The organism is Martinezella rhizogenes (assembly GCF_000799715.1).
Taxonomy (GTDB): domain Bacteria; phylum Pseudomonadota; class Alphaproteobacteria; order Rhizobiales; family Rhizobiaceae; genus Rhizobium; species Rhizobium rhizogenes_C.
In genome coordinates this window covers 377,887-403,966 of sequence record NZ_JUHG01000016.1, presented here as the reverse complement: position 1 = coordinate 403,966, position 26,080 = coordinate 377,887, and the positions used below count along the sequence as shown (strand labels likewise).

Here is a 26,080-nt window from a genome sequence, read left to right as displayed (position 1 = left end):
TGCCTCCTGGCGCGTGAAGAATTCCGAAAGACAAGACATGACCGAATTCGAAGGCATCGTTCCTGCGATTGCCCAGGCTTTGGCAAAGCGTGGTTACGAAACGCTGACGCCGGTACAAAAGTCGATGCTCGATCCCGACCTTGCTGGCAAGGACGCGTTGGTGTCGGCCCAGACCGGCTCCGGCAAGACGGTAGCCTTCGGCCTGGCGCTGGCCCCGACCCTGCTGGAAGGCGCCGAGCGCTTCGGCCGCGCCGGCACGCCGCTGGCGCTGGCGATCGCGCCGACCCGCGAACTTGCCTTGCAGGTCCAGCGCGAGCTGGAATGGCTCTACGAGCTGACGGGCGCCACCATCGTCTCCTGCGTCGGCGGCATGGACATGCGCACCGAGAAGCGGGCGCTGGAGCGTGGCGCGCACATCGTTGTGGGAACGCCGGGCCGTCTTTGCGACCATATCCGCCGCAACTCGCTCGATATTTCCAAGCTGAAGGCCGTCGTGCTGGATGAGGCCGACGAGATGCTCGATCTCGGCTTCCGCGAAGACCTCGAATTCATCCTCGAAACGTCGCCTGCCGAACGGCGGACGATGATGTTCTCGGCGACCGTGCCGCGCTCGATCGCCAAGCTTGCCGAAAACTATCAGCGTGACGCCGTGCGCATCGCCAGCGCCACGGAAGCCAAGCAGCATGTCGATATCGACTATCGTGCGCTGACGGTCGTGCCGAGCGACAGGGAAAACGCTATCATCAACGTTCTGCGCTACTACGAAGCGCAGAATGCGATCGTGTTCTGCTCGACGCGTGCAGCGGTCAACCATCTGACGGCACGCTTCAACAATCGCGGCTTCTCCGTCGTTGCGCTCTCCGGCGAGCTTAGCCAGAGCGAGCGCACGCATGCGCTTCAGGCCATGCGCGACGGTCGTGCCCGCGTCTGCATCGCCACCGACGTCGCCGCTCGCGGCATCGACTTGCCGGGCCTCGATCTGGTGATTCACGCCGACATACCGACCAACCCGGAAACGCTTCTGCATCGCAGCGGCCGCACGGGCCGCGCTGGCCGCAAGGGCGTCAGCGCCCTGATCGTGCCGCTCAGCGGCCGTCGCCGCACCGAACGCCTGCTGGAAGCCGCCCGCATTCGCGCCACCTGGGCAAAGCCGCCATCGGCCGATGAAGTCAGCCAGCGTGACGACGAGCGTCTTCTCGCCGATCCGATTTTCACCGCTCCGCTGCGTGACGACGAGCAGTCGCTGGTTCAGCAGCTGTTGCAGAGCCATGGCGCCGAACAGGTTGCCGCCGCGTTCCTGCGTCAATACCGCACCGGTCATTCCGCACCCGAAGACCTGCAGGATGTGCCGGCCGAAGGTGAACGCAAAAAGCCCCGCCGCGACGACTTTCCGGTCACGCGGTATGACGAAGCGCCCGCCGGCGCTGGCCGCAACGATTTCACCGATGGTGTCTGGGTATCGCTCTCGGTCGGCCGCAAGCAGAATGCCGAGCCGCGCTGGCTGATCCCGATGCTTTGCCGCAACGGCAACCTCACCAAGCGCGACATTGGTGCGATCAAGATGCAGCCGGAAGAAACCTTCGTCGAGTTTTCGGCCGAAGGCGCTGAACGCTTCCTGGCAGCCATTGGCCCAGACAAGGCGTTGGAACGCGGCATCCGCGTCAAGCCGCTCGCCGGCATCCCGGATTTTTCGCAGGTCAAGCGCGAGGGCGGCTACGGTAAGAAGCCCTTCGCCGACAAGGCTGCTCGTCCGCACGACGACAGCAAGCCGAAATGGAAGTCCGACCGCAAGCCGGAACGGGCAGGCGAGGGTGCTTCCGACAAGAAGCCTTGGGTGAAGAAGCCGGGCAAGCCGAATTTCGCCAAGAGCGATGCCAGTCCGCCGGCCGGCAAGCCGGATTCGCGCGCCAAGCGCAAGGCTGAGAAGGCTCGCGGGGAGTGATCCCCGTCGCCGCGCTCGGGGTATCGTGGTCCACCGTCTGTAGCAAGAGTCACGTCACCGGCACGGCATGAATCGGGCCGGAGGTCGGCGTAGAGACAATATGCGACTTGCGCCACTTGCAGGCGTCGGGTGACCGAGGCAGAATACTGTCTTCAAATATGCAGCAAGATGCACTCATGCTGATCGGTTCATGTCATTGTGGCAAGGCAAGCTGGGCGCTTAAGGGCGATCCTGGCTCGATTACGGCGTGCAACTGCACACTCTGCCGACGCTATGGCGCGCTTTGGGCCTACGACTACGAGGGCGAGCGTATCTCCATCAGCGGGAAGACCGCCTCCTATACGCGTGCCGGAAGGGACAATTCGTCTCTTGAAATATTGTTCTGTCCGTCCTGCGCCTGCGTGTTGAGCTGGCGCGGGCTGCGGCTTCAAAAAGATGGCCGCCGGCGAATGGCCGTAAACCTGCGACTTGCGCCGCCGGATCTCGTCTCCGACCTGCCCATCGATCATTTCGATGGGCTCGATACGTTCGAAGACCTTCCTTCAAAAGGGCGGTGTGTACGCGATCTCTGGTTCTGACAACGGGCCGGTGCGCTCCTTCAGTTCGCCAGCACCTGCGGCACCGGGAAGGTCACTTCCAGCAAGGCCCCTCCTCGACAACGAATTAATCCCGAAGATCTCGCGTCTGCCTTAGCCGCGCCGCGCCGCTTCGATCACCCCGACATCGATTTTCCTCATGGTCATCATCGCATCGAAAGCACGCTTAGCTTGATCGCCGCCGGCCGCGAGCGCTTCGGTCAATACGCGCGGCGTGATCTGCCAGGACACGCCCCATTTGTCTTTGCACCAGCCACATTCACTTTCCCGTCCGTCATTGCCGACAATGGCGTTCCAGTAGCGGTCTGTCTCTTCCTGGTCGTCAGTCGCGATTTGAAATGAGAAGGCTTCGTTGTGTTTGAATACCGGGCCGCCGTTCAGGCCGATACAAGGAATACCCGCAACGGTGAATTCAACAACCAGGACGTCTCCCTGCTTGCCCTCGGGATAGTTCCCAGGCGCACGAATGACGGCGCCTACCGCGCTGTCGGGAAAGGTCTCGGCGTAGAAGTGGGCGGCAGCCTCGGCGTCCTTGTCGTACCATAGGCAGATCGTGTTCTTTGCCATTGCGGGTCCTCCTTTTGCATCTCTTTCCCATTCCCTCCTGAAATGAGATAAGAGGCAAACTGTCTTTCTCCAGCCTATCTAAGCCATTTTACGTGCCAAAATGGTCGAAGCGTCTGCCGGCAACCCGTCGCTCAATTTCACAGATCAGAAATCAATTCGCCAGTACCCGCGGCGAGGGGAAAGTGACTTCCACCAAGGTCCCCTCGTTCGGCGACGAATTGATTGAGAACGTCGCGCGGTTGGCGTCGACCATGGCTTTGGTCAGCGGCAGGCCGAGGCCGGTGCCATCGCCGCGTTTGCGGGAATTGGTGGAGACCTGGCGGAAGGGCTTCATTGCCTGTTCCAGCTCCGAGCGTGTCATGCCGACGCCGGTATCGCGGATGCGCATGACGACGCTGCCATTCCCCTCATAGGAGGTGGAAACCACGATCTGGCCGCCGGACGGCGTGAAGCGGATGGCGTTCGACAGGATGTTGAGCGCGATCTGCTTGATCGAGCGCAGGTCGGCGACGACATTCGGCACGGCTTGCGACAGTGCGGTGCGGATGATGACGCGCTGGCCGTTAGCCTGCGGCTGCACCAGCGATACGGCCTCGGCAATCGCCTCGTTAAGGCCGACAGAGGCAAATTCCAGGTCCATCTCGCCGGCTTCGATCTTGGAGATATCCAGGAGATCGTTGACGATATCGAGCACATGCCGGCCGGAGCGGCCGATGTCGGTCGCGTATTCGATATAGCGGGAATGACCGATCGGCCCGAAGCGCTCGCCGGCCATCATGTCGGAAAAGCCGATGATGGCGTTGAGCGGCGTGCGGATTTCATGGCTGACGCGGGCAAGGAAATCCGTCTTGTGGGCATTGGCGGTTTCCGCCGCGCGCTTGGCGTTGCGCAGCTCTTCCTCGGTGCGTTTCCATTGCGTGATATCGCGGATGACGGCGCAATAGCCGTTGGAGGAGTTCAGCCGCCCCATGGTCATGAACAACGGCACGAAGCCGCCCGACGCCTCGCGGCCCATGACCTCGCGGCCGTCATTCAACACGCTCGCCACGCCATGGCCCGAGAGCCCGCTAAGGTAATCGAGTACGGCCTTCTGGCTTTCATGAGCGAACAGCATGACGAAAGGTTTACCGCGGGTTTCCTGGTCGTCAAAGTTGAAGAGGGCGCTCGCCGAACGGTTCATCGAGCGGATGTCGCCGTCCTGGCCGATGATGACGACGCCATCCGTCGCGGTTTCCAGCGTCGATTGCAGCTCCTCGATTTCGACCTGCAACTTGCCGAGCTTTTCGATCATGCGCTCCGGCCGCGCTTCTTCGGGTACGGGCTCCGACGATGCGGCATCATTCTTCTCGATCGGCATCAGCGCCAGCATCAGGGCGGTGCCGTCTTCCCAGCGGATCGACTGCAGCCGCGCGGTGACCGGCACCAGCGTATCGTCGGCGCGCACCACCATCATCGTGCCCGGCTGCTCGGTCTTGCCTTCGAGGTCATGGCGCTGCAGCAGCGCATCCAGGCCACCGACATGGTCGAGGTCGGCAAGGCTCTCATAACCCGTCAGCCGCAGGAATTCCGGATTGCCATGGATCAGCCGGTCGCCGGCGTGGATGAGAATGGCGAGCGGCAGTTGATCGACGATCTCGTCCGATAGGCCATTGCGCATTTTAACGCGCGACGGGATGGCGGTGTTCAGGACACCCAGCGGATCGAGATGCTCTTCCGGCTTTTCGGCCTCAACCAGGGGCTCCGGTTTGTCCGGTTCGGATTGCGCGACGGCGTCGGTCTCCGGCGCGATTTCATCCTTTGGCTGGTCTTCAGCGATGTCGTCGTCGGCCGCATCGGACAGGATCTCGTCCGCCGCATTCGGCTTTGGAGAGGTTCCTGTGGCTTCTTCGGGTTGATCGCTGCGCTTGCCGAAGGGTTCGAGCTGGCGGGCGATCTCGCGGAAGGCTGCCTGTTCGCTCAGCGACAGGCCGCCCGGCATAGATGAACGCCGTTCGTGAAGCTGGACGATCTTGTCGGTTTCGCGGCGGTTCGGCGTCTCGGTAATCGTCAGCGCCGGCGGTTCTTCATTCGCGGGAGCGGGTTCCTCTGCCGCTTCGGGAACAGTTTCCTCTCTTTCGGCAATTACCGGAGCCGTCGCATCCGTCTCGGCCGCCGCTGGTTCTTCCGTGGCGTCCGGCGCCGGAGCGGCCTGATCTTCGTCCGCACCCAGCATCGATCCCAGCTTCATCGGATCCTCGATCGCATCCGAGAGACGGACGACGCCGAAGCCCCTGAAGCCGTCGAAGTCGCGGCTGCGCGTATAGGTCGGCAAGGCGGCGAGATCGACCGGCACCATCAGGCTGGTCTTTTCCACCGGCCAGTAGATCGTCCGGCCCGACCATGTGTCGCGCCGCGCCAGAAGCTCGGCGATCTTGCCGTCCGAATCAAGGTTGAAACGCGCGGCGACGTCGGCGAAGGCCTTGCCCGTTACCTTGGCGGCATTTGGGCCGACGGCTTCGGCGAATTCACGCGAAACCTCGCTGAAGCGGCCCTCGGCATCGATCTTCCAGACAAAGCGGGTGGCACGGCCATTGCGCTTGAACGCGAACTCTGCCGATTGGCCCTCCACCGCTGTATCGTTTTCGGGAGCAGCTGGCTGGACGCGTGCTTCCTCATGCTCCGCCGGGGTTTCGGCGGCGGCTGGTGCAACCACGTCATCGGCTTCATCCGTCAGTTCGTCGGCATACGCGATAGCTTCGATCTGCTCCTGCGTCGCGCCGTCCATTGTCGCCAGCTGGCCGAGATCCTCGCTCGCGGCATCGGATTGCGCCGGGATCGCCTCGCGCGCATCATCGGCTTCCGGCGTATCCTCGACTTCCTCGATATCTGCTACGGCATCGAGAACGTCGGCAGAAGGAGAGGCGGCTGTCACAACAGGGGTTGTGTCGGGAGCAGGTGTCGGTTCGACCGCTGCGGCTTCAAGCTCGTTGCGGGCTTCTTCCGCCTCCGGCTCGACCTTGGCGATTGCAGCCGGCGCGGCGGATGTGTCCGGTCCTTCCGTCGGGTCGAGATGACCGAGCACGGTCTCGACGACGAAGAGCAGATGCAAGGTGGGGATTTCCGACAGCTTGCCGACGGCGGCGGGCAGATAGCCACGGCCGGTCGGGATCGGCCGCTTGATCAAGCGTTCCGGCAGCGCGCCCGCCATGGTCGTTAACATTCTTGCGGTCTGCGGCGTTACGCCAAGTGCATCGAAGCCAGTGGACGCGGCGATGACGTCGCCGTCGCGGCCGATCACGGCCATATGCGTATCGGGATCGTCGAAGCCGTCGATCATCCGCCTGGCGCTTTCGGCCGGAGCAAGCGGTTTGGCCGAGACCGGAGAGGAAAACAGGATAGCTTCCTCGCCCGCCTGCACGCGGATGATTTCGACGGCGGCGTTGACCACGGCGCGCTGGAAGCCGGAGGCCATGCGGATCAGGAAGGTGCGCTGGTCGCCGATGGCTCCAAGCCCGCGTGCCGTCGCCTCGATCTGGCGGAAGGAGACGTCGCCGGCCTTCGGCCCCTGGTCGAGAAAATCGTAAATAATGTCATAGCCAAAGAGATTGGCCCCGGCGCCGTTGGCCCAGAGAACACGATCCATGCCCGCCGAAAACATTACCATGGCTTCGCCGCGCGCAAAGCGTTCCCGAACGCGGGGGTGCACGGCGATGTCAATGAATGGGTACTGGACTGCGGGCATGTTCCAACCTGCTTTGCGGGCGTGACCGCCTCTCTTGCTTTAACGCTTTATTAATACCGGCACCCCGGTTTCAGGTCCAGCGAACGGCCAGTTTTTCGGCTGGCAGGGTTAACGCGTTGTGCGTCGCACAATTATGTTGCACTGCACAATAATCTATATTATATAAGCCTCACTCACCTTCACGAAGGGCGCTCGGAGGAGGGCCCATATTAGGAGCGTTATCATGGCTACTGTAAAGAAAGACGACGTTTTTTCAACGGCTGCATTCGACCCTTCCAAGCTCTCCGAATCCTTCCGCGACTTCGCGGAAAAGGGCGCGGCCCAGTCCAAGGAAGCCTTCGCCAAGATGAAGACCGCCGCTGAAGAAGCCGGCAAGACCGTTGAAGCCACCGTGCAGACCGCCCAGGCTGGCTCCGTGGAGATCGGCCTCAAGGCCATCGACGCGCTGCGCACCAATGCCGAAAGCTCGCTCGCGCACATGGAAGCCCTGCTTCGCGTCAAGTCCGTCGCTGAACTCTTCGAACTGCAGACCTCCTTCATCCGCAAGCAGGCTGAAGTGACCGTCGAGCAGGCCAAGTCCATTCAGGAAACCACCAAGCAGGTTGCCGAAAAGCTGGCAAAGCCGGCCAAGGATGCGGCTGAAAAGGCCATGTCCACCTTCAAGGCAGCTTGATACCCAAAATGCCTCCCAAGGCCAAAACGTCCCGTTTTCAGGTGAAAGCTCTGAAGGCGGGACGTTTCTGATTCAGGGCGATGGCGGCCTTCGTGCCGTCATCTAAGGGCGCAGCGCGTAAGAATTGGGTATCATGCCCAGCTTTTTCATATTGCGGGGAGATAGGACTTGAAATAATTTCAAACTCCTCGTATGTCACCCCCGTTCGCGGCGACGCGGGCATGTGCGGTTGTAGCTCAGTTGGTTAGAGCGCAGGTTTGTGGCACCTGAGGTCGGAGGTTCGAGACCCCCCAACCGTACCATTCCCACTCTTTGATAGAACTAGACATCATAGCTTCCCGGCTCGGGCCGTGGGCTATTTCTTGTCTTCGGGCTTCTTGACGACATGCCCCGGCGAGATCGGATCACTTGCGGGAAAGGTTTCCTCGAGCGCCTCCTCGAGATAGTCGTCCTGCTCCTTGTGCTCTTTCTCGGCCTGCTTCGTTTTCTTTTTCTCAGCCATCATTTTCGCTCCCTGAGATCCTCCTAAGATACTAGGCCAAGGCTGCCCCTTGTCCAGCCTCGTTCAAACCGTCGGCGACATTTCTCCGGGAACCCTGCTTGCTCCCGACCGTTAGCCAGTATCAGCAACTGGACGGAAGGAATTGGCATGTCCGTGCCACGCGAGCCCATACCCGAGACACCACCGATGCCCGATCCCGGCTGGATCCCGAAGCCACCGATTGAAGAGCCGGATCCGGACAGCTTGCCGGATGAAATTCCCGTGCCCAATCCCGATGAGAACGAGGAGCCGCCGAAGCATGCACTGGGCCGGGCGTGACGTTCACAAAAACATCCGCCGCTCTTCGCTCACCAGCTCTTGCAGAAAGTCGGCGACGGTGCGAACCCGCACGAGATCGCGGGCGCTCTCGTGGTAGGTGGTCCAGTAGGCGCGTTTGATCGAGATATCGGGCAGGATGCGGGTCAGTTCCGGATATTGCCGGGCGATATAGTCGTGCAGGATACCGATGCCGGCGCCGGAGCGCACGGCTTCCGTTTGGCCGATGGAGGTGGATATTTCGAAGGAGGCATCCCAGCTGCGCATGATCTCGCCGGAAAAGTTCAAGGAGGCGGTGAAGATCAGATCTTCGACATAGCCGATGCGCGGATACAGTTTCAGCGCTTCGACGCTGTCGGGCAGGCCGGCCTTGTCGAGATAGGCGTTCGAGGCATAGAGGCCAAGCGTGTAGTCCGTCAGCTTGGAGGAGACCAGCCGGCCCTGTTCGGGGCGCTCAAGCGTAATGGCGATATCGGCCTCGCGCTGCGACAGCGAGAAGGAGCGGGGAACGGGCACGAGCTGAATCCGCAGCTCCGGATATCGCGCGATCAGCCGTCCCAGGCGCGGGGCGAGGAAAGAGACGCCGAAACCATCCGGAGCGCCGATGCGCACCGTGCCGGTAATGGCGCTGTCGAGATGGCCGACGCTTGCCTGGGCGCGCAGCATCTCGGTTTCCATGCGCTCGGCGGCATGCAGGAAGATTTCGCCCTCGGCCGTCAGTTCGCAGCCATTGGTGCGGCGCACCAGCAGCCGAGTCTTCAGCCGTTCCTCCAGTGTCGTCACCCGCCGCGACAGCGTCGCATGGTTGACCCCAAGCCGCTTCGAGGCCGCCAGGATCTGTCCCGTGCGGGCGACGGCGAGGAACATACGGACGTCATCCCAATCCATTTGCACACCTAGGACTTTAATTTTTGCACAACGGTTGCTTATAACAGCGCATTGATTTGTGCAAATTGAAGTGCGATCCTGCATTCATCCAAGAAAACGAGGAGGCACATCCATGCATGAGATCGGTCATTTTATCGGCGGCAAACACGTCGCCGGCACCAGCGGACGCACAGCCAACGTCTATAATCCGGCAACCGGCGAAGTTCAGTCGACGGTAGCGCTCGCCAGCGTCGAGGAAATCCGCGCCGCCGTCGAAAATGCCAAGGCAGCGCAGCCAAAATGGGGCGCTACCAATCCGCAGCGCCGCGCCCGCGTCTTCTTCAAGTTCGTCGAGCTGCTGAACAAGCATATGGATGAGCTGGCGCTCATGCTCTCCAAGGAGCACGGCAAGACGATCGACGATGCCAAGGGCGATGTCATTCGCGGCCTGGAAGTTTGCGAATTCGTCTGCGGCATTCCGCACCTTTCGAAGGGCGAGTTCACCGAAGGCGCCGGCCCGGCGATCGACATGTATTCCATCCGCCAGCCGGTTGGCATCGGCGCCGGCATCACGCCGTTCAACTTCCCGGGCATGATCCCGATGTGGATGTTTGCGCCAGCAATCGCCTGCGGCAACGCCTTTATCCTGAAGCCCTCCGAGCGTGATCCCTCTCTGCCGATCCGACTTGCCGAACTGATGATCGAAGCCGGCCTGCCTGCCGGCATCCTCAACGTCGTCAACGGCGACAAGGCTGCGGTCGACGCCATCCTGACAGACCCGGATATCGGCGCCATCTCCTTCGTCGGCTCGACGCCCATCGCCCGCTACGTCTACGGCACGGCTGCCGCGAACGGCAAGCGCGCACAGTGCTTCGGCGGCGCCAAGAACCACATGATCATCATGCCGGACGCCGATCTGGACCAGGCCGTCAACGCCCTGATGGGCGCGGGCTATGGTTCCGCCGGCGAGCGCTGCATGGCGATCTCCGTCGCCGTCCCGGTCGGCGAAGACACGGCCAACCGCCTGGTCGAAAAGCTGATCCCGAAGATCGAGTCGCTGCGCATCGGTCCCTATACCGACGACAAGGCCGACATGGGTCCGGTCATCACCAAGGACGCCTATAATCGTATCAACGGCCTGATCGATCGCGGTGTCGAAGAGGGCGCCAAGCTCCTCGTCGACGGCCGCGGCTTCAAGCTGCAAGGTTACGAGGACGGCTATTTCGTCGGCGGCAGCCTGTTCGATAACGTCACGGCGGACATGGATATCTACAAGGCCGAGATTTTCGGACCGGTTCTCTCGGTCGTCCGCGCCAAGAATTATGAAGACGCGCTCGAGCTGCCGATGAAGCACGAATATGGCAACGGCGTTGCCATCTATACCCGTGACGGCGACGCAGCCCGCGATTTCGCCTCGCGCATCAACATCGGCATGATCGGCGTCAACGTTCCGATCCCGGTTCCGCTCGCCTATCATTCCTTCGGCGGCTGGAAGGCCTCCAGCTTCGGCGACCTCAACCAGCACGGCACGGACTCGATCAAGTTCTGGACCCGCACCAAGACGATCACCGCCCGCTGGCCGTCCGGCATCAAGGACGGCGCTGAATTCGTCATGCCGACGATGAAGTGATCTGCGTCGATCTCTCTTGAAATCCGCCGCCGCCCGATGTTGAATCGGGCGGCGGTTTTTTATTGCGGTTATTTCTGGCGCCGTCATCTTGCCGGAACATATGTTTTGCACTAGAACAAAACAAGAACAATTGGAGGATGTTGCGATGCCCGCAACCTATCAGATCGACTATCTCGAATTCCCATCAACAGATGCGCTGAAGACCCGTCGCTTTTTCGAGGAGGCTTTTCACTGGAGCTTCGTCAGCTACGGGCCGACTTATCATGCCATCGAGGCTGCTGGCATCGACGCCGGGATCGATGGCGATGCGGGGGACGCCGCCGGCGCGCCGCTACCGGTCGTGCGCACGACGGATCTCGAAGCGGCGCAGCGTGCTGTCGAATTCGCCGGCGGCGTGGTGACGCGCCCCGCCTTCGATTTCCCGGGCGGCCGGCGCTTTCACTTCCGTGAGCCGGGCGGTTGCGAGATGGCGGTCTGGATTTCGGTGCCGTGAGTGCTGTGAGACGGGCTTTGGGTGTGGCTTTGTGGCCGCAGTCCCGGCCTGAGTTGCGGCATGGCGGCATTGCACATTCCGGTTCCTGATTTTCCCATTGCCTGCCGCCGAATTTCCTGCTCTCAAATACAACAATGAGGCGAGTTTCGTACTCATTGGTACACCTGATGGCGCAAGATTCAGGTGTACCGACGTGGTTGGCAATCGTTTCGGACTCTTTCCGCAAGCAGCCCGGAGACGACCATAGTGGGGGCAGGGAAACATGGCAGTCGCCGAGCAGCATTACCCTATTGGCAATAAACATTTTTTTCAGCGCGCCTCATTTACCGGCAGCGCCAAGGAGTATTTCGGCATCTGGATCGTCAACATCCTGCTGACGATCGTCACGCTTGGCATCTATTCGGCCTGGGCCAAGGTGCGACGCAACAGATATTTCTACGGCAACACTGTTCTGCTCGGACAGACCTTCGAATATCATGCCAAGGGCAAACAGATTTTCATCGGCCGGCTGATCGTCTTCGGGTTTCTTATCGCACTGAATGTTCTTTCGCATATAGCGCCATTGGCGGTTCTCGCGATCTGGCCGGTGATGTTGGTGATATTTCCGTGGTTTCTCATGCGCAGTCTGAAATTCAATGCGCGTGTGACAAGCTATCGCAATGTGCGTTTCGATTTCGTCGGGACCTATGGCGGCGCATTCAAGGCAATCTTCCTCGGGACCTTGATAACGGTGATATCGATCGGCCTGCTGTCCCCGGTGGCAAGTCGCTGGTTCTACAAGTATGTTTTCGACAACCTGCGTTACGGCGATCGGCCGTTCTCGACGGAGCCACGATTGGGCGCGATCTACAAGGCGTTCGGCGCCATGATCGCGATCGCCCTCGGATGTGGCCTGGTCATCGGTGTCGTTGTCGGTGTTTCGGGTATTTTCGAGAAAGTCGTAGTAAGCTCGACGGAGATAGTTGTTGGCTATTTCGTGATTGGCCTTGGTTTGATCGCCTATATGTTCGCCGGCCTCTATTATCGAGTAACCATCCGCAACATCGTCTGGTCGGCAGCCATGATCGATCATCGCCATCAGCTCCGCAGCAATCTCGGTCGTCGCCAATATATCTGGATCGTGATCGTCAACACGGTGCTCACCCTTCTGACGCTTGGTCTGATGCGTCCTTGGGCGGCAGTGCAGATCCAGCGTTATTTGGCTGAGCACACGGCGATCAGCCTTGATGGCGAAATTGGTGAGGTCTTTGATCAGGTTCGCTCGACCGGCGGGGTCATCAGCGCGGAGTATCTCGATGCCGATGGGTTCGACTTTGGCTTCTGACGGAACGACAATTGCTACGGGCATCTGGCATCCACCGCATTCCAGCCGGGAGGTTCCGGCGCGGCTGACTGACATCGGCGGTTCGTTGACCGTGCTCTCGGACGAGGACGATGAGAAGGACAAGCGTCTCGCCTGGGGTATCCGCTCCGACATCGAGATCAGCCCGCGCGTCGGCTCGATTCCGCGACGTATTGTTTTTGGCAACGAGTCGCTCTTTGAGACGCGCGACAATGACGCGATCGATACCTATCTTCATGGTCGCGGCGAGGGGCGTAGCGGTTTCGTGCACCGGCTGGAGATCGTCCGCCCGCGCCTGATCGCCTTTGCCGTCGCGACGATCGTGCTGGCATCGGCCATCTATCATTATGCCTTGCCGGGGCTGGTGGAGGTGGCGGTGCTGGTGACGCCGCCGGTGGTGCCGGAGATCATGTCGGCGGGCACGCTGAAGACGCTGGATCAGACGGCGCTCGGCCCGAGCAAGCTCCCGGAGGACAGGCGTAAGAACATCTCGGATCGGTTCGAAAAGATCGCGGCCCAGGCCGAAGGCGGCGCCGGTCGCTACAAGCTGAACTTCCGCGATGGCGGTATCATCGGCCCGAATGCCTTCGCGCTGCCGGACGGCAATCTCGTCCTCACCGATCAATTGGTCGATCTTGCCGGCGGCGATACCGAAATGATCACCGCCGTTCTCGGCCACGAGATCGGCCATGTCGAGTACAAGCATAGTCTCCGCCAGCTTTATCGCGCCGCCGGTGTCGCCGGTCTTGTCATGCTGATTGCCGGCGATGTCGGTTCCGGCGTGCAGGATGTGCTGACCCAGGGCGGCGGTCTCCTGGCGCTTTCCTATTCCCGTTCGGCCGAGGCCCAGGCCGACCGTCGTTCCGTCGAGCTGATGCAGGCGGCTGGCATGGACCCGACGGCCCTGTCGCGTTTCTTTGATATTCTGGAAACCAGGCTCGATGATCACTCCGATACCAGCATGTTGTCGACCCATCCAGGCACGCCGGAACGCAAGCAGGCAATCCTCGACTATGCCAGAGAGCTTAGAGACAAAAAGGTGCAGCCGTGAAAACCGGTCTTGATCCGGTCTGCTCCCTCGGAATAACGTGAATGTAAATTTCATATTTTGGAATTGTTCCAAACTAAGAAACGCACTATATAGCTCTCGACCCGCCCTTTGCGGCTTCGATTCCAGGAGATCGGCATGCGCCTGACCAAGCAGACTAACTACGCAGTGCGCATGCTCATGTATTGCGCCGCCAACGAAGGCTACTTGAGCCGCATCCCGGAAATCGCCAAGGCCTATGGTGTTTCCGAGCTGTTTTTGTTCAAGATCCTGCAGCCGCTGACCAAGGCGGGCCTGGTGGAAACCGTGCGTGGCCGCAATGGCGGCGTGCGCTTGGGCAAGCCGCCGACCGATATCAGCCTGTTCGATGTCGTCCGGGTGACCGAGGATAGCTTCGCCATGGCGGAATGCTTCGAAGACGGTGCCGTTGAATGCCCGTTGGTCGATAGCTGTGGCCTGAATTCGGCGCTGCGCAAGGCGCTCAACGCTTTCTTCGACGTGCTGATGGAATATTCCATCGACGATCTCGTCAAGGCCCGCCCGCAGATCAACTTCCTGCTCGGCCTGGACCACCTGGATCACAGGGGTATCGCCAAGAAGATGCCGATCACGGCACCGGCCGCCTGATCGACTGTTTTCGAATTGTCCATGTCTTCCATCCGCGGTTGTCCAAGGCTGCCGCGGTTTTTTGTTTGAGTTGCCGTGTAAAGAGGCAAGAAGCTGTCAACGTTCCGTAAGAAGAACACGTCAAATTGTTCGTGATTCGCTAAATCAGCGCAAAAAAATGCTAGATTATTACCAATTCAATGGTTTTTTTATCCTAAAATTTCCAAACTCCATAATTTGGAAAAATTTTAGGCGGCGCTTGTTGCTTTCAAACTTAAAATAAAGTTCCATCGGCGCCGATCCGGATCGGAACCTTTGAGGCTCCACGGCTTCAAAAGAATAACAAACCTGGGAAACGTTATCATGAAAAAGATGTCTGTCCTTCTGGCAGTGACAGCCTTGGCTTCGGTCATGGCGACGTCCGCTTGGTCGAAAACGCTTGTCTATTGCTCGGAAAGTTCGCCGGAGGGTTTCGATCCGGGGATTTATACCGGTGGCAATACTTTCGATGCTTCGTCGCGCGCGGTCTATAATCGTCTGGTCGAGTTCAAGCACGGCAGCACGGAAATTGAGCCCGGCCTCGCCGAAAGCTGGACCGTTTCCCCGGATGGCAAGGAATACACCTTCAAGCTGCGCAAGGGCGTGAAGTTCCAGGTGACCGATTTCTTCACACCGACGCGTGATCTCACTGCCGACGACGTCATTTTCTCCATCGATCGTCAGATCAAGGAAGGCAGCCCCTGGGCGAAGTATGTCGCGGGCGGCACTTATGAATATGCTGACGGCATGGGCTTCCCCAAGCTCATCAAGTCGATCGACAAGGTCGATGACCTCACCGTCAAATTCGTACTGAACCGTCCGGAAGCTCCCTTCCTTGCCGACCTTGCCATGGACTTCGGTTCGATCCTGTCGAAGGAATATGCCGACAAGTTGCAGGCCGACGGCAAGATGGAGCAGATGAACCAGCAGCCGCTCGGCACTGGCCCGTTCACCTTTGTCGCCTATCAGCCGGATGCGGTCATTCGCTACAAGGCGAACGAAACCTATTACAAGGGCAAGGAAAAGATCGACGATCTCGTCTTCGCGATCACGCCGGATGCTTCCGTTCGTGCGCAGAAGCTGAAGTCCGGCGAATGCAACATCATGCCCTATCCGAACGCCGCCGACGTCAAGGATCTGAAGGCCGATCCGAACCTCAAGGTTCTCGAACAGGCCGGCCTGAACGTCTCCTACCTTGCCTACAACACGCTGGTCGCGCCGTTCGACAAGGTCGAAGTGCGTAAGGCGATCAATATGGCCGTCAACAAGCAGGCGATCGTCGACGCCGTCTTCCAGGGTTCGGCCACGGTTGCGACCAACCCGATCCCGCCGACCATGTGGTCCTATAACAAGGACGTCAAGGACGACGCCTACAGCCCCGATGAAGCCAAGAAGCTGCTTGAAAAGGCCGGCGTCAAGGATCTCAGCTTCAAGATCTGGGCGATGCCAGTGTCGCGGCCCTACATGCTGAATGCGCGCCGCGCCGCCGAACTGATGCAGGCGGACCTCGCCAAGATCGGCGTCAAGGTCGAGATCGTCACCTATGACTGGGCTCAATACCTGAAGCTCTCTTCCGCCAAGGACCGCGATGGCGCGGCCATCCTCGGCTGGACCGGCGACAACGGCGACCCGGACAACTTCCTTGACACGCTGCTCGGCTGCGATGCCGTCGGCGGCAATAACCGCGCCCAGTGGTGCAACAAGGAATTCGACGATCTGGTGAAGAAGGCCAAGCAGACGGCCGACGTCAAGGAGCGCACCAAGCTCTATGAAGAGGCGCAGGTCGTCTTCAAGCGCGAAGCGCCGTGGATGACGATCGATCATTCCGAAGTCTTCATGCCGATGACGAAGAATGTTACTGGCTACTTCCAGGACCCGCTCGGCATTCACCGCTTCGATGGCGTCGATATCGCCGAATAACCAAAAATCTGTGAGAATGCCCGGCTAGTATCGGGCGATCCGGCGGTCAGGCTTCTGTCTGACCGCCGGAAAAATTTGGACACCTGTCATGTTGCGATTTTTTTTCAGCCGCCTTGCCGTGCTGATTCCGACATTCCTCGGCGTATCGATCGTCGCCTTCTCCTTCATCCGCCTGCTTCCGGGCGATCCTATCATGTTGCTGTCGGGCGAGCGCGTCATGTCGCCGGAGCGCCATGCCCAGATCTCCCATGATCTAGGCTACGACCGCCCGATGGTCGTCCAATACGGCAATTACATCTGGAAAGCGCTGCACGGCGATCTCGGCAGCTCGATCACCACCAAGCGCGATGTGCTGACCGACTTTTTCACCTTCTTCCCGGCAACGCTCGAACTGTCGATCTGTGCCATGATCCTGGCGATCTGTCTTGGCATTCCGGCCGGCGTTTTCGCCGCCGTCAAGCGCGGCACATGGTTCGACCAGAGCGTCATGGGCGTGGCTCTTATCGGCTATTCCATGCCGATCTTCTGGTGGGGCCTGCTGCTGATCATCGTCTTCAACGGCTATCTGCACTGGACGCCGGTTTCGGGCCGCATCGGCCTCATCTATTTCTTCAAGCCGATCACCGGTTTCATGCTGATCGACAGTCTCCTGTCCGGTCAGAAGGGCGCCTTCGCCTCGGCGCTCAACTCGCTGATCCTGCCGACGATCGTGCTCGGCACCATTCCGCTCGCCGTCATCGCGCGGCAGACCCGCTCGGCCATGCTGGAAGTGCTGGGCGAGGATTATGTCCGCACGGCGCGTTCCAAGGGCCTCTCTCCGCTGCGCGTCGTCTCCGTGCATGCGCTGCGCAATGCCATGATCCCCGTCGTCACCACCATTGGCCTGCAGGTTGGCGTGCTGCTCGGCGGCGCGATCCTGACGGAAAGCATCTTTTCCTGGCCGGGCATCGGCAAGTGGATGATCGATGCCGTCTTCAAGCGCGACTATCCCGTGGTGCAGGGCGGCCTGCTGTTGATCGCGGGCATCGTCATGCTCGTCAATCTTGCCGTTGATCTGCTCTACGGCTTCATCAATCCACGTATTCGTCACTAGGAGCGGCCCATGAGCACGGTTAGTGTCAAGTCCGACCGCCCCTCCGCTCTTGCGGAGTTCTGGTATTATTTCTCGCGAAACAAAGGCGCCGTCATCGGACTGGCGATCTTTCTCTTCGTCCTGTTCCTGGCGATCTTCGCCGGCATCGTCGCCCCGCATGACCCGGACGCCGCCTATGGCAGCGCCATGCAGCGCCTGCCGCCATTCTGGTCCGAAGGCAGCAATAGCAGCTTCCTTCTCGGCACCGACGCCAATGGCCGCGATCTTCTCTCGCGCCTGATCTATGGCACGCGGTTCTCGCTGTTCATCGGCCTCGTGGTCGCCTCGCTTTCGGCGATCGCCGGCATCCTGATCGGCCTCGTCGCCGGTTATGTTCGCGGCCGCACCGATACGATCATCATGCGCGTCATGGACATCATCCTTGCCATCCCCTCATTGCTGCTCGCCCTCGTGCTGGTGGCGATCCTGGGGCCGGGCCTGACCAACGCGATGATCGCGATCTCGATCGTCAACCAGCCGCACTTCGTCCGCCTGACGCGCGCCTCGGTCATGGCCGAGCGCGACAAGGAGTATGTCATCGCCTCGCGCGTTTCCGGTGCCGGTCCGCTGCGTCTGATGTTCAAGACCATTCTGCCGAACTGTCTCGGGCCGCTGATCGTGCAGGCGACGCTTGCCTTCTCCTCCGCGATCCTCGACGCCGCCGCCCTCGGCTTTCTCGGCCAAGGCGCGCAGCCGCCGACGCCGGAATGGGGCACGATGCTGGCGGATTCGCGCGAATTCTTCCAGAGCAACCCCTGGCTGGTCACTTTTCCCGGTCTCTGCATCCTGATCACGGTTCTCGCCATCAATTTGATGGGCGACGGCCTGCGCGATGCCTTCGACCCGAAGCTGAAGAGGTCGTAATGGCACTTCTCGATATTCAAAATCTCACCGTCGAATTCCAGACCGCGTCCGGCTTGTTCCGGGCGGTGGACGGTGTCTCGCTCACCTGCGACAAGGGGGAAATCCTCTCGATCGTCGGCGAATCCGGCTCCGGTAAGTCCGTGTCCATGCTGGCGCTGATGGGGCTGCTGCCCTGGACGGCGAAGATCACCGCCGACCGCATGATGTTCGACGGCAAGGATCTGCGCGGCATCTCCTCGCGGCAGCGCCGCAAGATCGTCGGCAAGGACATGGCGATGATCTTCCAGGAGCCGATGTCGAGCCTCAATCCGTGCTTCACGGTCGGCTTCCAGCTTGGCGAGACCCTGCGCATCCACATGGGTCTTGATCGCAAGGCACGCCGCGAGCGCTCGATCGAGCTTCTGAATCTCGTCGGCATCCCGGCGCCGGAAGATCGCCTGTCGAACTTCCCGCACCAGATGTCGGGCGGGATGAGCCAGCGCGTCATGATCGCCATGGCGCTTGCCTGCAATCCGAAGCTCCTGATCGCCGACGAGCCGACCACAGCACTCGACGTGACCATCCAGGCGCAGATCCTCGATCTGCTCGTGCGCCTACAGCAAGAGCAGGGCATGGCGCTGGTGCTGATCACCCATGACATGGGCGTGGTGGCCGAGACCGCCGAGCGCGTGCAGGTGCAATATGCCGGCCAGAAGGTCGAGGAGCAGCCGGTCAAGGCGCTGTTCCGTGATCCGCATCATCCCTATACGGCGGCACTCCTTTCGGCTCTGCCGGAGCGTGCCATCGTCGGCCAGCGCCTGCCGTCGATCGCCGGTGTCGTGCCCGGTCAGCATGACCGCCCCACGGGCTGTCTTTTCGCCCCCCGCTGTTCGTTTGCGACGCCCGATTGCGATCGCGGCGTCAAGCGCCAGGGCGTCGAACTGGGCGTGACGCTCTGCAACTATCCGCTGGAACACGGCAAACCGCTCGGTCATCCAGGTCTTGTCGCCACGCAAACAGCAGGAGGTGCCGCATGACCGGCGCTGTTCTCGAAGGGCGCGATCTCGCCCGTTTCTACACCGTCAAGCGCGGCAGCTTCAAACCAGAGGCGACCGTCAAGGCGCTGAACGGCGTCAGCTTCAGCCTGCAGTCAGGCCGCACGCTCGCCGTTGTCGGCGAATCCGGTTGCGGCAAGTCGACGCTCGCCCGCCTGGTGACGATGATCGAACATCCGACCTCGGGTGAATTGCTGATCGACGGCAAGCCGGCGAAGATTGGCGATCGCAGCCTGCGCAGCGCCGTGCAGATCGTCTTCCAGAACCCTTATGGCTCGCTCAACCCGCGCCAGAAGGTCGGCTCCATCCTCGAGGAGCCGCTGAAGATCAACACCGATGACGATGCCGCCACCCGCCGCGGCAAGGCCGAGGCCATGATGGCGCGTGTCGGCCTGCGTCCGGAACATTACGACCGCTATCCGCACATGTTCTCCGGCGGCCAGCGCCAGCGCATCGCCATTGCCCGCGCCCTGATGCTGAAGCCGAAGGTGCTGGTGCTGGACGAGCCGGTTTCGGCGCTTGATCTCTCGATCCAGGCACAGGTGCTGAACCTCTTGATGGACCTGCAGAAGGAGATGGGTCTTGCCTATCTCTTTATCTCGCATGGTCTCTCGGTGGTTCGTCATATCGCCGACGACGTGATGGTGATGTATCTCGGCCGCCCGGTGGAAACCGGCACGGCGGAAGAGGTCTTCACCCGCCCGCGCCATCCCTATACGGCAGCCCTTCTGTCGGCGACGCCGATCGCCGATCCCGATCGCGCGAAGAACCGCATCCGCCTGCAGGGAGAGCTGCCATCGCCGCTCAACCCGCCGACCGGCTGTCACTTCAACCCGCGCTGCTGGCGCGCGCAGGATAAATGCCGTCAGGTCACGCCGGAACTGACGGGCGAGGGGACGCACAAGTTTTCTTGCTTCTTCCCGCTGGATTGATCCAAGTTGCGAATCGGGCATGTCCGGCGGGGCCGGGCGCGCCTGCTTCATGTCTACTCAGTCAGGGCGAATTCAATGAGCGATAATCCAGAAACTTCCCTCGCCATCATCGTCATGGGCGTCAGCGGCAGCGGTAAATCCTCGATCGGCGAGAAGATGGCGGCCCGGTTGAATATTCATTACGTCGAGGGTGACGCCCTGCATCCCGCGGCCAATGTCGAGAAGATGAGCAAGGGCATCCCGCTGACGGACGAGGACCGCTGGCCCTGGCTCGATGTTATCGGTCAGCAGATCTCGGCAAGTCTTGCAAAAGGCGAAGGCATCGCCGTTACCTGCTCGGCATTGAAACGTGTCTATCGCGCGCGACTGCGAACCGCCGCCGCCGGGCACCTCTATTTCATCTATCTCGACGGCTCGAAGGAGCTACTGGCCAAGCGCATGGGCGAGCGCAAGGGCCATTTCATGCCGGCATCGCTGCTGGAGAGCCAGTTCCAGACGCTGGAAGTGCCGACAGGCGAGCCCGGCGTCGTCACGGTCAATATCGACGATACGATCGATGGCATTGTCGAGGCTGCGCTCAAGGGCCTCGCCGCGATCCGCTGAAGCCTTGCAATATCAGGGCGCGAAGCGATCCGGCGCATAGGCCGAAATATCGATGAAAGGCGTCTCGCCGGTGATCAGCTCGGCAAGCACGCGGCCAGTCACCGGCCCGAGCGTCAGGCCGTGATGGGCATGGCCGAAGGCGAACCACAGGCCATTGTGACGTGGCGCCTTGCCGATGATCGGCATCATGTCCGGCGTGCAGGGGCGGGCGCCCATCCAGGGTTCCGGATCGAGCCGCTCGCCAAGCGGAAAGACGGTTCGGGCGACGGCTTCGGCACGGTCGAGCTGCACCGGCGTCTTCGGCGCGTCGCGCAGCGCAAATTCGGCTCCGGTCGTCAACCGGATACCCCGGCTCATTGGCGCCATCAGGTAGCCGCGCTCCGCATCCAGTATCCAGTTGTTAAGGATGGCATTGCCCTCGACGGCGTAATGCATGTGATAGCCGCGCTTGACGCCGAGCGGGAAGGCGTAGCCAAAACGCTTCGTCACCTGGTCCGCCCAGGGGCCGAGCGCAACGACGACATCCTCGGCTTCGATCGAGCCCTCCGCCGTCACCATTTTCCAGCTTGAGCCGGACAGGCCGAGCGAGACGGCGTCGCCAGTCGTCACGCGGCCGCCGATGCTTTCGAAATAGCTGCGATATGCGGCGGTCAAGCCGTGCGGGTCGAGCACCGACCACGGATCGCGCCAGCGCAGGGCGCCCGCGAAACGGTCCTTGAGATGCGGTTCCGATGTTGCGACGTCGGCGCCGGTCAGAGCGTCGGAGGCGATGCCGAATTCACGATTGAGACGCTCGGCCTCGGCGAATTCCGCATCGCGTTTCTCGTTCGAGCGATAAAGCTCGATCCAGCCGTCCTTGCGGATCAGTTCTCCGGCATGGGAAGCTTCGATGAGGTCGTTATGCTCACTGATCGAATGGGCGATCAGCGGCGCATAGGCGCGCGAGATCATCTCATGGCGCTTGGTATTGGAGTTCCACCAGTAGCGGGCGAGGAAGGCGATCTGCGCCGGCAGCGCCTTGAGGTGATAATGCGCGTCGACGCGATTGTTGAAGGCATAGCGCAGCAGCAGGCCGAATTGCTGCGGAAAGCCGTAGGGAACGACGCCCTCGCGCTGGATCAGGCCGGCATTGCCGAAGGAGGTTTCCTGACCGGGCGGTTTGCGGTCGACGAGGGTGACCTGGCGTCCGCGCCGCTGGAGGTGGATGGCTGTCGATACGCCGACAATGCCCGCGCCGAGCACGATTGCGTCTTTTGTCATGATCCCCTGCTATCCGCATGCTTGTTTTTCTGCGCCCGATCCCGAAAGACGCTCAGCCCCTTCCGGGATCATGCTTCAAGCACCGAAAATGCCTGCCAAAATGCTGCGGTGCAAATGAAAAATGCGGTCACGCCATGGCCTGATCCAGAGCCGCATTCTCGGCGCGAATGCGTATCGTCAGGATGGCGGCGTTGAGCAGCGAGAAGACGACGGCATGGAGTGGCAGGCCGAAGGCAAGCGGCAATACGGCGATCTCGCCGACCACCACCGCATAGTTCGGGTGGCTGAGAAAGCAGTAGGGTCCGCTTTCCACCAGAGGTGCTCCCGGCAATATGATGATCCGGGTGGTCCAGCGACCCTTCAGCGTTGCCAGCACCCAGACGCGCAAGCCCTGCAACACCATGAAGATGACGAACCAGACGGCGACGACCGGCCGCCCGGTGGCGAGAAGCCACAGGCTGACGAGCCAGGCGGCATGCATCGCCACCATATAGGGATAGTGCCCCGGCGCGATCTCCCGGCCGCCTTGTGCGAGAAGGGCCGCGGTGTTGCGCCGGGCAAGGATCAGTTCGGCAAGCCGCTGCAGGGTGACGAAGGTCAGAAGTGCTATCGACGGCCAGAGCATCAGGCGACCCTCTTCAGCGTGATGCAGCTTGCGGTGAAGCCCGGACCCATGGCGACCATGGCCGAGCGGCTTGGCAGGCCGGCAAGGATGGCGCGCTCCAGCACGAAGAGGACTGTTGGCGACGACATGTTGCCATAGCTGCTGACCACTTCGCGCTCGATATCGAGCGAGCCCGGTTCGAGGCCGAAGGCCGTCTCCAGCGCCTGCAGCACCTTGGTGCCGCCGGGATGGCAGATGAAGCGGTCGATATCCGAGATATCAAGGCCGGCGCGCTCGAGAATGCCGGCGACGGCGGGCTTGATGTTCGCCTCGGCAAAAGGCGGCAGCGATTGTTCCAGGATGATGCCGAAGCCGGTGTCGTCGATCTTCCAGCCCATGATGCCGAGCGTATCGGGGAAGAGATGTTCCCCGGTCGATTCGATCTCGGCGAGACCCTCTTTGCCGGTCCGCAGGATGCAGGCGGCCGCGCCATCGCCGAACAGCGCCGTGGCGATGATGTTCGGCCGCGTCAGCTCGTCCAGCCGGAAGGCGAGGGAGCAGAGTTCGATGGAGACGAAGAGCACGACGGCGCCTGGGCGGCTCTTCGCCATACGCGAGGCGATGGCAAGGCCGGAGACGCCGGCCGCGCAACCCAGCCCGAAGACCGGTACGCGTTCGATATCGGAACGGAAGCCTATTTCGCGGGCGAGCCGCGCCTCCAGGCTCGGCGTCGCGAAGCCGGTCGAGGATACGGTAACGATGCAATCGACCTCTTCAGCCCGAAGACCGGCGCGTTCCAGCGCCTTGGTGGTGGTCTCCTTGAAGAGCTGACTTGCGACTTCGGCATAGGCTTCCATGCGGTCCTGCCAGCCGTGGGGTTGTTCGAACCAGGCGAGCGGACGGGCGGCATGGCGCTTGCGGATGCCGGCGCTTTCGAACACGCGGGCAAGATGCTTGAAATCGCGGAACCGGTCGGAAAACAGGCGACCTGCGGTCTCGGCGGCTTCCGATTGGTGGATGATATTGTCCGGTGTGGCAACGGCCAGACTGACAAGCTTGACGGTATCGATCACTTGCTGCTCCTTAGCGACCCTCGGCGGGTACGCAGGAGGAAACACGCCATCGTCAGCAATTATTCGGAACGCTAGCTGTCACGAAGGAGTGATGGCCCGGAGGCCAATCCGGTCGTGCGAAAAAATATCGGACGGCGGCGAATAAAATGAACGGATGGCGTGTTCTCCCATCGCAACGTTCATTTTGCCAAGGAGCAATCCCATGACCACCACCGCTTTCCGCCTGGCCTCGGCCGCACTCGGCGCCTGCCTTACCCTTAGTGCTTTCGCTGTTCCGGTCTTCGCGGCTGGCGACGATTCGAGTGCGACGCCGACCTGCAAGAAGGGCGAGATCTACGACCAGAAGACCAAGAAATGCATGAAGCAGCAGGGCGCCAACGTCACCGACGAAAACCGCGCCGACTATGCCTATTCGCTGGCCAAGAAGGATCATCGCTATGAAGAAGCGCTGGCGGTCCTCGACACGTTGCAGAACCCGAACACGGCGGAAGCGCTGAACTATCGCGGCTATGTCACCCGCAAGCTCGGCCGCACGGATGAAGGCATTTCCTTCTATAAGAAGTCCGTCGCCATGGACCCGAAATACACGCTGGTTCGCGAATATCTCGGCGAAGCCTATGTCATCAAGGGCCAGATCGACCTCGCCAAGGACCAGCTCAGCACCATCAAGGCGCTCTGTGGCAATACGAGCTGTGAAGAATATCAGGATCTGAACGAGGCCATCCAGAATCCGTCGAGCCTCTGATTTCGGGCTAAACTCAGATGACCGGCATAAGCAGTGAGTATTGAGAGGGATATCCGGGTGTCAGTCGCTCATTCCACGATTTCTGCTTATAGTCGGGCAAGATCGGAGCCGTCGGCAAGGCCGGTGGTTCCCAAGGACGAGAACCTCGCGGAGGGTGCCATAGCGAGCGAAGAGGATATCAGGACGGGTCTGTCGCAGCATCTGACGCGGCTCTGGCGCTATGCCGTCGTGTTGTCGCACCAGCGCGACGTGGCGGATGATCTGGTGCAGGCAACCTGCGTCAGGGCGCTGGAGCGCGCGCATCAGTTCATCGCCGGTACGCGGCTCGACCGCTGGCTGTTTTCGATCCTGCACTCGATCTGGCTGAACGAGATCCGGTCTCGCCGGGTGCGCATGGGTCAGGGTTTCGTCGATGCCGACCAGGCGCTGGTCTTCGACGGCGCGCGCGAGACGGAGACGCATATTTTGGCCGGTCAGGTGCTGAAACAGGTGCAGGCGCTGCCGGAAGCGCAGCGCACCGTCGTTTTCCTCGCCTATGTCGAAGGACTGTCCTATCGCGAAGTGGCGGAGGTTCTGGATGTGCCGATCGGAACGGTGATGAGCCGGCTGGCGGCGGCGCGGGCGAAGCTCGCGGATGGCATGGGGTCGACGGACGGGGCACGGCTCGGGGATGGGCGACTGGGGAACGGATATGAGTGAACAGGACAACAGAAACATGCCCTCGGACGAACAGCTCACCGCCTTCATCGACGGCGAACTGGAGGCTGCCGAGCATGACAGGATCGAAAGGCTGATCGAAAGCGACGCCAAGGTGGCGGAGCGCTTCGATTTCCTGTCGCGCGGCGATCTGCCCTTCCATGAGGCGTTCGAGCCGCTGCTTGCCGCTGCCCCGCGAGCCAAGCTGGACGCGATGCTTGCCGCAATCCCTTCTTCCAGGGAGCAGACGAAAGCTGCTTCCGGCATCGGCCGCCGTGGCTTCCTGGCCGCGACTGCCGCCTGCCTGGTTGCAGGCGTCGCCATCGATCGTGCGGCGATCGGCATCAGCCATCGCCTCGCCAAGCCGGACGAGGGAAGCGAATGGCGCGCCGTCGTTGCAGAATATCTTTCCCTCTATACGCCGGATACGCTGAGCGGACCGGCTGGCGATCGGACTGAGCAGGTTGCGCAATTGAACGAGGTCGGCGCGAAGGTGGGTCTCGCTCTGACGCCCGAAGCCGTTGCGATCCCGGGTGTCAATTTCAAACGTGCTCAATTGCTGAACTATGACGACAAGCCTTTGGCGCAGATCGCTTATCTCGATCCCGAGAGCGGTCCGATGGCGCTTTGCATCACCCCCTCGACCTCGGGTGCTTCCGCCCCTGACATGGAAAACCGCCGCGGCATGAATGTCGTCTATTGGTCGGACGCCGCTCACGCCTTCATGCTGATCGGGCATTTGCCGATCGACCGGATGAAGGCGCTTGCGGATGACATCAGGGGCAGACTGACGGCTTGAGATTTACCCCCGCCTGTGGTGAAGAGCTGCCCATCAGCGCGAGCAGCAGTTTTGCGCTGATGTTTAATCGCAAGAAT

At 61.1% G+C, this 26,080-nt stretch carries 25 protein-coding genes and 1 tRNA gene; 19 read left to right on the top strand and 7 right to left on the bottom strand.

The genetic code is table 11. The features are described 5' to 3' along the window. The first annotated feature begins 37 nt into the window (after window positions 1-37). Both EX00_RS24260 and EX00_RS24255 read left to right on the top strand, forming a co-directional pair. A complete protein-coding gene (locus EX00_RS24260) occupies window positions 38-1,942 on the top strand; it encodes a DEAD/DEAH box helicase (RefSeq protein WP_047463892.1) in 1,905 nt (634 codons plus the stop codon). A gap of 176 nt (window positions 1,943-2,118) precedes the next feature. Continuing rightward, window positions 2,119-2,520, top strand: a complete 402-nt coding sequence (locus tag EX00_RS24255; protein WP_047463890.1) for a GFA family protein — start codon at window positions 2,119-2,121, stop codon at window positions 2,518-2,520. A gap of 111 nt (window positions 2,521-2,631) precedes the next feature. Here the strand turns inward: EX00_RS24255 and EX00_RS24250 are convergent, their stop codons facing one another. After that, entirely contained in the window at window positions 2,632-3,105 is a 474-nt protein-coding gene (locus EX00_RS24250) for a VOC family protein (RefSeq protein WP_047463777.1), read from the bottom strand. Window positions 3,106-3,256: 151 nt separating this feature from the next. Continuing rightward, window positions 3,257-6,826 (bottom strand): ATP-binding protein, encoded by a 3,570-nt coding sequence (locus EX00_RS24245; RefSeq protein ID WP_047463775.1) that lies wholly within the window; start codon window positions 6,824-6,826, stop codon window positions 3,257-3,259. 223 nt (window positions 6,827-7,049) lie between these two features. Here EX00_RS24245 and EX00_RS24240 point away from each other — a divergent pair, with 223 nt between their 5' ends. Continuing rightward, on the top strand, window positions 7,050-7,499 hold the full coding sequence (locus EX00_RS24240) for a phasin (protein ID WP_007700051.1): 450 nt from the start codon (window positions 7,050-7,052) through the stop codon (window positions 7,497-7,499). 225 nt (window positions 7,500-7,724) lie between these two features. Next, window positions 7,725-7,801: transfer RNA gene (locus EX00_RS24230), tRNA-His, on the top strand. Between the two features lie 53 nt (window positions 7,802-7,854). On the opposite strand, the gene EX00_RS31790 is transcribed toward EX00_RS24230, so the two are convergent. Next, window positions 7,855-8,004 (bottom strand): hypothetical protein, encoded by a 150-nt coding sequence (locus EX00_RS31790; protein WP_007700040.1) that lies wholly within the window; start codon window positions 8,002-8,004, stop codon window positions 7,855-7,857. Window positions 8,005-8,148: 144 nt separating this feature from the next. Between EX00_RS31790 and EX00_RS31785 the strand changes: the two genes are divergently transcribed. Then, on the top strand, window positions 8,149-8,319 hold the full coding sequence (locus EX00_RS31785; protein WP_202903759.1) for a hypothetical protein: 171 nt from the start codon (window positions 8,149-8,151) through the stop codon (window positions 8,317-8,319). 3 nt (window positions 8,320-8,322) lie between these two features. Here the strand turns inward: EX00_RS31785 and EX00_RS24225 are convergent, their stop codons facing one another. Continuing rightward, entirely contained in the window at window positions 8,323-9,204 is an 882-nt protein-coding gene (locus EX00_RS24225; protein ID WP_047463773.1) for a LysR family transcriptional regulator, read from the bottom strand. Window positions 9,205-9,316: 112 nt separating this feature from the next. Here EX00_RS24225 and EX00_RS24220 point away from each other — a divergent pair, with 112 nt between their 5' ends. The 11 genes from EX00_RS24220 (at window position 9,317) to EX00_RS24170 (ending at window position 20,826) form a co-directional block, all read left to right on the top strand. Next, entirely contained in the window at window positions 9,317-10,813 is a 1,497-nt protein-coding gene (locus EX00_RS24220) for a CoA-acylating methylmalonate-semialdehyde dehydrogenase (protein WP_047463772.1), read from the top strand. Between the two features lie 145 nt (window positions 10,814-10,958). Next, on the top strand, window positions 10,959-11,306 hold the full coding sequence (locus EX00_RS24215; RefSeq protein WP_047463769.1) for a glyoxalase/bleomycin resistance/extradiol dioxygenase family protein: 348 nt from the start codon (window positions 10,959-10,961) through the stop codon (window positions 11,304-11,306). Between the two features lie 262 nt (window positions 11,307-11,568). After that, on the top strand, window positions 11,569-12,630 hold the full coding sequence (locus EX00_RS24210) for a YjgN family protein (RefSeq protein WP_047463767.1): 1,062 nt from the start codon (window positions 11,569-11,571) through the stop codon (window positions 12,628-12,630). After that, the gene (locus tag EX00_RS24205) at window positions 12,602-13,699 is read left to right on the top strand and encodes a M48 family metallopeptidase (protein WP_080761320.1); all 1,098 of its coding nucleotides are present in this window, start codon (window positions 12,602-12,604) and stop codon (window positions 13,697-13,699) included. Before EX00_RS24210 ends, EX00_RS24205 begins: the two co-directional genes overlap by 29 nt. 135 nt (window positions 13,700-13,834) lie before the next feature. Continuing rightward, window positions 13,835-14,323 carry an iron-responsive transcriptional regulator RirA gene (gene rirA, locus EX00_RS24200; RefSeq protein ID WP_047463766.1) on the top strand — a complete coding sequence of 163 codons (489 nt, stop codon included), beginning with the start codon at window positions 13,835-13,837 and terminating at the stop codon, window positions 14,321-14,323. Between the two features lie 342 nt (window positions 14,324-14,665). Continuing rightward, the gene (locus EX00_RS24195; protein ID WP_047463765.1) at window positions 14,666-16,261 is read left to right on the top strand and encodes an ABC transporter substrate-binding protein; all 1,596 of its coding nucleotides are present in this window, start codon (window positions 14,666-14,668) and stop codon (window positions 16,259-16,261) included. 88 nt (window positions 16,262-16,349) lie between these two features. Next, window positions 16,350-17,354 (top strand): ABC transporter permease subunit, encoded by a 1,005-nt coding sequence (locus EX00_RS24190; RefSeq protein WP_047463763.1) that lies wholly within the window; start codon window positions 16,350-16,352, stop codon window positions 17,352-17,354. Window positions 17,355-17,363: 9 nt separating this feature from the next. Beyond that, the gene (locus tag EX00_RS24185; RefSeq protein ID WP_047463761.1) at window positions 17,364-18,257 is read left to right on the top strand and encodes an ABC transporter permease subunit; all 894 of its coding nucleotides are present in this window, start codon (window positions 17,364-17,366) and stop codon (window positions 18,255-18,257) included. Then, entirely contained in the window at window positions 18,257-19,273 is a 1,017-nt protein-coding gene (locus EX00_RS24180; protein WP_047463759.1) for an ABC transporter ATP-binding protein, read from the top strand. The genes EX00_RS24185 and EX00_RS24180 overlap by 1 nt, the downstream gene beginning before the upstream one ends. Beyond that, window positions 19,270-20,223, top strand: coding sequence for a peptide ABC transporter ATP-binding protein (locus EX00_RS24175; RefSeq protein ID WP_047463757.1), 954 nt, complete (start codon window positions 19,270-19,272; stop codon window positions 20,221-20,223). Before EX00_RS24180 ends, EX00_RS24175 begins: the two co-directional genes overlap by 4 nt. 75 nt (window positions 20,224-20,298) lie before the next feature. Continuing rightward, window positions 20,299-20,826, top strand: a complete 528-nt coding sequence (locus EX00_RS24170) for a gluconokinase (protein ID WP_047463756.1) — start codon at window positions 20,299-20,301, stop codon at window positions 20,824-20,826. Between the two features lie 12 nt (window positions 20,827-20,838). On the opposite strand, the gene EX00_RS24165 is transcribed toward EX00_RS24170, so the two are convergent. The 3 genes from EX00_RS24165 to EX00_RS24155 form a co-directional block, all read right to left on the bottom strand. Then, window positions 20,839-22,086, bottom strand: coding sequence for an NAD(P)/FAD-dependent oxidoreductase (locus EX00_RS24165; RefSeq protein WP_047463754.1), 1,248 nt, complete (start codon window positions 22,084-22,086; stop codon window positions 20,839-20,841). A gap of 127 nt (window positions 22,087-22,213) precedes the next feature. Then, a complete protein-coding gene (locus EX00_RS24160) occupies window positions 22,214-22,711 on the bottom strand; it encodes an isoprenylcysteine carboxyl methyltransferase family protein (RefSeq protein ID WP_047463752.1) in 498 nt (165 codons plus the stop codon). Beyond that, window positions 22,711-23,763, bottom strand: a complete 1,053-nt coding sequence (locus EX00_RS24155) for a type III polyketide synthase (RefSeq protein WP_047463751.1) — start codon at window positions 23,761-23,763, stop codon at window positions 22,711-22,713. The genes EX00_RS24160 and EX00_RS24155 overlap by 1 nt, the downstream gene beginning before the upstream one ends. A 202-nt stretch (window positions 23,764-23,965) precedes the next feature. Here EX00_RS24155 and EX00_RS24150 point away from each other — a divergent pair, with 202 nt between their 5' ends. From EX00_RS24150 to EX00_RS24140, 3 genes are read left to right on the top strand one after another with little or no spacing between them, the layout of a single operon-like run. Further along, on the top strand, window positions 23,966-24,508 hold the full coding sequence (locus EX00_RS24150; protein WP_047463749.1) for a tetratricopeptide repeat protein: 543 nt from the start codon (window positions 23,966-23,968) through the stop codon (window positions 24,506-24,508). A 57-nt stretch (window positions 24,509-24,565) separates the two neighbouring features. After that, entirely contained in the window at window positions 24,566-25,207 is a 642-nt protein-coding gene (locus tag EX00_RS24145) for an RNA polymerase sigma factor (RefSeq protein WP_047463747.1), read from the top strand. A 16-nt stretch (window positions 25,208-25,223) separates the two neighbouring features. Beyond that, complete coding sequence (locus EX00_RS24140; RefSeq protein ID WP_047463887.1) at window positions 25,224-26,003, top strand: anti-sigma factor family protein; 780 nt, start codon at window positions 25,224-25,226, stop codon at window positions 26,001-26,003. The last annotated feature ends 77 nt before the right edge of the window (window positions 26,004-26,080 follow it).

Coding starts and splice junctions, on each gene's coding strand:
- EX00_RS24175 (WP_047463757.1), top strand. CDS start 19,270: ATGACCGGCGCTGTTCTCGAAGGGCGCGATCTCGCCCGTTTCTACACC.
- rirA (WP_047463766.1), top strand. CDS start 13,835: ATGCGCCTGACCAAGCAGACTAACTACGCAGTGCGCATGCTCATGTAT.
- EX00_RS24250 (WP_047463777.1), bottom strand. CDS start 3,105: ATGGCAAAGAACACGATCTGCCTATGGTACGACAAGGACGCCGAGGCT.
- EX00_RS24225 (WP_047463773.1), bottom strand. CDS start 9,204: ATGGATTGGGATGACGTCCGTATGTTCCTCGCCGTCGCCCGCACGGGA.
- EX00_RS24240 (WP_007700051.1), top strand. CDS start 7,050: ATGGCTACTGTAAAGAAAGACGACGTTTTTTCAACGGCTGCATTCGAC.
- EX00_RS24160 (WP_047463752.1), bottom strand. CDS start 22,711: ATGCTCTGGCCGTCGATAGCACTTCTGACCTTCGTCACCCTGCAGCGG.
- EX00_RS24195 (WP_047463765.1), top strand. CDS start 14,666: ATGAAAAAGATGTCTGTCCTTCTGGCAGTGACAGCCTTGGCTTCGGTC.
- EX00_RS24165 (WP_047463754.1), bottom strand. CDS start 22,086: ATGACAAAAGACGCAATCGTGCTCGGCGCGGGCATTGTCGGCGTATCG.
- EX00_RS24140 (WP_047463887.1), top strand. CDS start 25,224: ATGCCCTCGGACGAACAGCTCACCGCCTTCATCGACGGCGAACTGGAG.
- EX00_RS24190 (WP_047463763.1), top strand. CDS start 16,350: ATGTTGCGATTTTTTTTCAGCCGCCTTGCCGTGCTGATTCCGACATTC.
- EX00_RS24255 (WP_047463890.1), top strand. CDS start 2,119: ATGCTGATCGGTTCATGTCATTGTGGCAAGGCAAGCTGGGCGCTTAAG.
- EX00_RS24150 (WP_047463749.1), top strand. CDS start 23,966: ATGACCACCACCGCTTTCCGCCTGGCCTCGGCCGCACTCGGCGCCTGC.
- EX00_RS24210 (WP_047463767.1), top strand. CDS start 11,569: ATGGCAGTCGCCGAGCAGCATTACCCTATTGGCAATAAACATTTTTTT.
- EX00_RS31785 (WP_202903759.1), top strand. CDS start 8,149: ATGTCCGTGCCACGCGAGCCCATACCCGAGACACCACCGATGCCCGAT.
- EX00_RS31790 (WP_007700040.1), bottom strand. CDS start 8,004: ATGATGGCTGAGAAAAAGAAAACGAAGCAGGCCGAGAAAGAGCACAAG.
- EX00_RS24220 (WP_047463772.1), top strand. CDS start 9,317: ATGCATGAGATCGGTCATTTTATCGGCGGCAAACACGTCGCCGGCACC.
- EX00_RS24260 (WP_047463892.1), top strand. CDS start 38: ATGACCGAATTCGAAGGCATCGTTCCTGCGATTGCCCAGGCTTTGGCA.
- EX00_RS24185 (WP_047463761.1), top strand. CDS start 17,364: ATGAGCACGGTTAGTGTCAAGTCCGACCGCCCCTCCGCTCTTGCGGAG.
- EX00_RS24245 (WP_047463775.1), bottom strand. CDS start 6,826: ATGCCCGCAGTCCAGTACCCATTCATTGACATCGCCGTGCACCCCCGC.
- EX00_RS24180 (WP_047463759.1), top strand. CDS start 18,257: ATGGCACTTCTCGATATTCAAAATCTCACCGTCGAATTCCAGACCGCG.
- EX00_RS24215 (WP_047463769.1), top strand. CDS start 10,959: ATGCCCGCAACCTATCAGATCGACTATCTCGAATTCCCATCAACAGAT.
- EX00_RS24170 (WP_047463756.1), top strand. CDS start 20,299: ATGAGCGATAATCCAGAAACTTCCCTCGCCATCATCGTCATGGGCGTC.
- EX00_RS24205 (WP_080761320.1), top strand. CDS start 12,602: ATGCCGATGGGTTCGACTTTGGCTTCTGACGGAACGACAATTGCTACG.